We start from the raw sequence: 5,339 nt of genomic DNA, 5'->3' as shown, positions 1-5,339 counted from the left end.
CGGCTATTTCACCCCTGCGCTGTTTTCGGCGCGGATGCGCGCGCTCGTCCGTTTTCTCGGAGCTTTCGGATGAGCCTGAAGCGACTGGCTCCTTTGCTCGCGCTCGCGGCGCTGATCGCGGCGGCTTTTTATTTGCGCGTGGACCAATATCTCACGCTCGACGCCTTGCGCGACAATCGCGCCGCGCTGTTGGCCTTCGTCCGATCGCACGACGTCGCCGCGGCGTGCGCCTATGTGCTCGCTTATGTCGGAGTCGTCGCGCTCTCCCTGCCCGGAGCGGCGATCATGACGCTCGCGGGAGGGTTCCTGTTCGGCGTTCCGCTCGGAGCGACATTGACCGTCGTCGGCGCGACCCTGGGCGCGACCCTGCTGTTCCTCATAGCCCGCTCCGTCGCGGGCGACGTCCTGCGCGAGCGCGCCGGACCTTTTCTCGCGCGCATGGCCGACGGCTTTCGCAAGGACGCTTTCAACTATCTGCTGTTCCTTCGCCTCGTTCCCGTATTTCCGTTCTGGGCCGTCAATCTGGCGCCCGCGCTGCTGGGAATGCGCATGAAGCCCTTCGTCGCGGCCACCGCGATCGGCGTCGTGCCCGGCACGCTGGTCTTTGCGGCGTTCGGAGCAAGTCTCGGCGAGATATTCGACGCCGGCGCAGACGTGCGGTTGCAAGACGTGTTCAGCCCCACATTGATCGCTGCTTTGCTCGGACTCGGCGCTCTGTCGCTGCTACCAGTGGTCCTGCGGCGCCTGCGCGAAAGATCGCGATGATGACCAACGCGGTCGAGCGCATGCTGCGCCCTCCCTTTCGAACGGAGACTCCTCGTGCCAATCGTCGAAGCCAAGCCGATTTCCCGATATCCTTGGTTCATTCGTCTCTTCTTCTGGAAGCAGAAGCTGACCTATGGACGAGTTCTCGATCCGGGCCTGCTTTGGGGGCGCTCGCCTCTGGTCTTCGCGGCCGCGGCGCTGTTATACGGCGCCTTGAACCGACGCTCCTCGCCTTTGTCGCCGGCGCTGCGCTCATTGCTGACCGTGCGCGTCTCGCAGATCAACCATTGCGCTTTTTGCGTCGACATCAACTCCGCGACGCTGGCGAAACGCGGCGTCGCGATGGAGAAGATCGACGCGCTCACGGACTGGCGCGATAGCCCGCTGTTCGCCCCGGACGAGCGGCTCGCGCTGGAATATGCCGAGGCGATGACATGGACCGAGCCGGGCGTGAGCGACGAGCTGCGCGCCAGATTGAAGGAGCATTGGAGCGACGATGCGATCGTCGAATTGACCGGCCTCGTCGCCTTTCAAAATCTCTCCTCGAAATTCAATGCGGCGCTAGACGTTCCCTCACAAGGCTTTTGCAAGCTGCCGGCGGGACAAACCAATCCGAAAGGGTGAAATTCATGAACATTGAAGCCGTCAAGGACTATTACGGAAAGACGCTGCGCAGCTCGGGCGATCTCAAGACCATGGCCTGCTGCACGCCCGACAGCATGCCCGCGCGGGTGAAGGCGCTGCTGTCGAATATCCACGATGAGGTTCTAACGAAATATTACGGATGCGGACTGGTCGCTCCCGAGGAGCTGAAAGGCCGGCGGGTTCTCGATCTCGGCTGCGGCTCCGGGCGCGATGTCTATCTCATGTCGCAGCTCGTCGGTCCGTCGGGCGAGGTCGTCGGCGTCGACATGACGCCGGAGCAGCTCGAAACCGCGACGGCGCATATCGAGTGGCACAGGGAAAGATTCGGCTATGCGCGCAATAATGTGCGCTTTCTGCACGGCTATATCGAGCGGCTCGACGCGCTCGGCCTCGAGCCGGCGAGCTTCGACGTCATCGTCTCCAATTGCGTCGTCAATCTCTCGATCGACAAGCCCGCAGTCCTGCGAGGGGCGTTCGATCTCTTGAAGCCGGGCGGAGAGTTTCACTTCGCCGATGTCTACGCCGACCGGCGCCTCGATCCGTCCTTGCGCGACGATCCCGTCGTCTATGGAGAGTGTCTCGGCGGCGCTCTCTATTGGGGCGATTTCCTCGCGCTCGCCAAAGCCGCCGGTTTCGGCGATCCGCGCCTCGCAGCCAGCCGGCCGCTGGAGATCACCGATTCCGAGATCGAGGAAAAGATTGGCGCGGCGCGCTTCTATTCGGCGACCTATCGTCTGTTCAAGATCGAAGGCCTCGAGCCTGCATGCGAGGATTACGGCCAAGCGGTGAACTATAGAGGCGGCGTTCCGGAAGCGCCGCACCGCTTCACGCTCGACAGCCATCATGTGATCGAGAAGGGCCGACTCTTCCCCGTCTGCGGCAACAGCTGGCGCATGCTGAAGGAGAGCCGCTTCGCTCCCTATTTCGATTTCCTCGGCGACTTCTCGTCGCATTTCGGCATTTTTCCTGGCTGCGGCACGAATGTCCCCTTCACGGGCTACGCCGATCAGAACAGGGACGCAGACGCGTGCTGTTGAAAAGCGGCGCCCGGCCGCTCGTTGCGACCGGGCGTCTTTCGCCTTTGCGAAATCAGGCGGCTTCCTTCCACACCCGAGACGCGAAGACGTCGTCGACAGGCGTGTGGAAGAGATGATTGGCATAATTCGACCAGGTCTTCACGCCGATCGCGAGAATGACGCCGAGAATGTTCTTCTCGCTGTAACCTGCGGCGAGAAACTCCCGCACGGCGCCCTCGCTCGGGAGACCACGCATCTCGACCATGACATGCGTGAATGTCGCGAGCGCCTGCAGCCGCGAATCGGGGATCGCGCGACCATCGCGAATGGCGTCCGTCACTTCGGTCGGAACTTTCGACATTTTATCCGCGACGAAGCTGTGCGCCGCCATGCAATAGTGACAGCCGTTCGCGCGGCTGATGACGAGGAATATCAGCTCCTGCTCGATCGACGTGAAGCCGGCGTCGCGTCGAAAGGCGGCGTAGGTCGTGGAATAGGCCTCGAGCAGAGCCGGCTCATTCGCCATGGCGCCATACATATTGGGAACAAAGCCGAGTTGCCGCTTGGCGGCATCCAGCAAGTCGCGCGCCTTGCCGGTCGCCGCTTCGATGGTCAGGAGGCCGAGCTCCTTGATCTTATAAATCGTCGTCACTGTGATCTCTCCCCTGTTATCGTCCTGTCGATCGTCTCGGATCGTCATCCGTGAAGGCTTGTCTGCACGTCTTCGACACGCAACCTGTCGAAGCCCTTCACCTTCGACGGAGAGCACGGGCTCTCTGACTCTTTGGCGAGGCCGATTTTGAGCGCCGGATGAGCAGCTCCCCAAAGGCCGGTTGATCTGAGCACAATCTTGCCTTTCGATCTCTCGGCTGCGTCAGTCGTTGGCCAACAAGCTCTCGACGGACTTCTGCCGCAGCCCCTCGAGCACGCTCTCCATCAGCTCCTTCATTTTTCCGCGCAGCAACAATAGGTCGAGCAAGTGGCCCACGGGTCCGAATTTGGGCGTGTAAGTGATTTGCATGATGGCTCGGGACCCCGCCCTATTCGGGGACACTGCAAGCGTCGTCCGCACCTCCCGGATAGGCATCGTGCCGGCGTAGATTTCGACGGTGTAGCTTTCGCCTGTGCGCCAATCGACGACGCGTTCGTCGATCCAGTTTCGCCCATCCTTGAGTTCGCAGCGGCGTTCCGCGCCAACACCTTCGCGCGGCGTGCCGTCGATGTGGATTGAGCGGGACAGGTTCGGATTAAAGGCGGCGATGTGTTGAAAATCCTTGAGCAGCGCCCAAACGACGCCAGCGTCAGCGGCGATGTTGAGTTCGACCCTGAGGGTGGTCATTCTTGGTCTCCTGGTTGCGGACCGCTCGAAAGAGACGTAATATTCTCTTATTGGGCCAGTCATAAGAGAATGCGTATTCTCTGTCAACGGAGCGAGTGCGCGATCGAGAGGGATAGTGGGGAGGCCGAGAGGGTTCGATCCTGAGGTTGCGGTGCAAACCGCGATGACACTGTTCTGGCAACGGGGATACGATTCCGTGTCGTTCGATACGCTGGTGGGTGAGATTGGCGCGAGCCGCAAAGGACTCTACGCGCTCTGGCCGGACAAGCAGGCGCTCCTTGTCGCTGCTCTGAAAAGCTACCGGCAGATGGTCGGCGACCACTTTCTGCGCGACCTCGAGAGCGCCGGCGCGGGTGTGGCGGCATTGGCCGAGTTCTGGGCCAGGTTCGAAAGCGCGGCCCGGCAACCCGGTTGGTCTGGCTGCCTCGTCATAAGGACCGCCGCGGATAAGGTCGCCGCCGAGCCCGAAGTGGCAGTCGAGATCAAGGCGCACTTCGACCGGCTGTCCGATGCATTCGAGAACGCTCTGCGCGGCGCGTTGAAACGCAAAGAGATAAAATCGGACCCTCCGCCTCATGTACGTGCTCGTCAGGCGCTCGCAGTGGCGGTGGCGTGTTCGGCGATTGGCTCATTCGAAGGCTTCACACCCCTCATTTTGGATATCATCGCGTCAGGCCGGGCGGCCTGCGGCGTATCTGCGCGCATGTCCGATTAGGATATTTCCTTGGGCGAAGGACCGGCGACTTCGCATACAACGCGATGCGCCGCGCTGCTCGCCTGATCGGCGTGGCGGCTGCCTGCATCGTCGACGCCCTTGATGGACTTCAAATTCCCCATCTCGCCGCACTCGTGGCTATTCAGATGGTGCGTCACCGAAGCGCCGATGATCATCGATCTGCGTAGAATCGTATCAACGCGAGGGCGTCGCCGGACGTCCAGTCGACCTCGCCGACGATATAGCCGGCGACGCGTCCGAGCCGATCCACGACATAGGAGATCGGCATGCCATGAAGAACGAAGGGCGAGGAGGAAGCTTGTCCGGCACGGACCGCGATAAGTCCGTCGGGGTCGAGAAAGGGCAGCAGGCGAAGGACGCCGATGTTCCTCGAGAATGCAGCGACCGAATCTTTTCCGCCTTTGTCGATCGATATCGCGACGATCTCGAGGTCGCGCGGGTCGACGAGCCGCCCGAGACGTTCGAGCGTCGGCAATTCGCGGCGGCAGGGCGGACACCATGTCGCCCAGAAGCTCAGCAAGACGACCTTCCCGCGAAGCGCCTTCATCTCGATCGTCTTGCCATCGATGCGTCGAAGGTCGAGCGCGGGCGCCTCGGCGAGCGGTCGCAGCTCGATGAACTGCGAGGTCGGAGTTCGCAGCTGCGGCCAAGACCGATCGTTGTTCGATTGCGCCTCGACCGACGAAGATATCGCCGCGCCGACGAGGCCGATAGTCATCGTACGGCGCGACGGATGATCCGGCGCCGCGGTCATCGGCGAAAGAGCAGATGGTCGAGCGAGATGGCGCCCGGACCGCGCGCGATGATGACGATGAGCAGCGCGGCCCAATAGGCATGC

Annotated in this window: 8 protein-coding genes; 4 read left to right on the top strand and 4 right to left on the bottom strand. The window is 62.1% G+C overall.

The features are described from left to right. Positions 1 to 69: 69 nt before the first annotated feature. From K3F48_RS23245 to K3F48_RS23235, 3 genes are read left to right on the top strand one after another with little or no spacing between them, the layout of a single operon-like run. A complete protein-coding gene (locus K3F48_RS23245; RefSeq protein ID WP_222577819.1) occupies positions 70 to 765 on the top strand; it encodes a TVP38/TMEM64 family protein in 696 nt (231 codons plus the stop codon). 54 nt (positions 766 to 819) lie between these two features. Further along, entirely contained in the window at positions 820 to 1,389 is a 570-nt protein-coding gene (locus K3F48_RS23240; protein ID WP_222577818.1) for a carboxymuconolactone decarboxylase family protein, read from the top strand. 5 nt (positions 1,390 to 1,394) lie between these two features. Beyond that, positions 1,395 to 2,447, top strand: coding sequence for a methyltransferase domain-containing protein (locus tag K3F48_RS23235; RefSeq protein WP_222577817.1), 1,053 nt, complete (start codon positions 1,395 to 1,397; stop codon positions 2,445 to 2,447). A gap of 52 nt (positions 2,448 to 2,499) precedes the next feature. Here K3F48_RS23235 and K3F48_RS23230 read toward each other — a convergent pair whose 3' ends face one another. Together K3F48_RS23230 and K3F48_RS23225 are read right to left on the bottom strand one after the other, a co-directional pair. Next, positions 2,500 to 3,078 carry a carboxymuconolactone decarboxylase family protein gene (locus tag K3F48_RS23230; RefSeq protein WP_222577816.1) on the bottom strand — a complete coding sequence of 193 codons (579 nt, stop codon included), beginning with the start codon at positions 3,076 to 3,078 and terminating at the stop codon, positions 2,500 to 2,502. Between the two features lie 222 nt (positions 3,079 to 3,300). Next, positions 3,301 to 3,765, bottom strand: a complete 465-nt coding sequence (locus K3F48_RS23225) for an SRPBCC family protein (RefSeq protein ID WP_222577815.1) — start codon at positions 3,763 to 3,765, stop codon at positions 3,301 to 3,303. Positions 3,766 to 3,928: 163 nt separating this feature from the next. Between K3F48_RS23225 and K3F48_RS23220 the strand changes: the two genes are divergently transcribed. After that, entirely contained in the window at positions 3,929 to 4,480 is a 552-nt protein-coding gene (locus K3F48_RS23220) for a TetR/AcrR family transcriptional regulator (RefSeq protein WP_222577814.1), read from the top strand. Here K3F48_RS23220 and K3F48_RS23215 read toward each other — a convergent pair. Together K3F48_RS23215 and K3F48_RS23210 are read right to left on the bottom strand one after the other, a co-directional pair. Next, a complete protein-coding gene (locus K3F48_RS23215; protein ID WP_222577813.1) occupies positions 4,477 to 4,656 on the bottom strand; it encodes a hypothetical protein in 180 nt (59 codons plus the stop codon). The genes K3F48_RS23220 and K3F48_RS23215 overlap by 4 nt on opposite strands. Then, positions 4,653 to 5,219, bottom strand: coding sequence for a TlpA disulfide reductase family protein (locus K3F48_RS23210; protein ID WP_222577812.1), 567 nt, complete (start codon positions 5,217 to 5,219; stop codon positions 4,653 to 4,655). The genes K3F48_RS23215 and K3F48_RS23210 overlap by 4 nt, the downstream gene beginning before the upstream one ends. Positions 5,220 to 5,339 lie beyond the last annotated feature (120 nt).

The sequence above is a fragment of the Methylosinus sp. Sm6 genome, assembly GCF_019802345.1.
Taxonomy (GTDB): domain Bacteria; phylum Pseudomonadota; class Alphaproteobacteria; order Rhizobiales; family Beijerinckiaceae; genus Methylosinus.
Note: the sequence above shows the minus strand (reverse complement) of the source record. Positions and strands in the feature narration are given on the sequence as shown.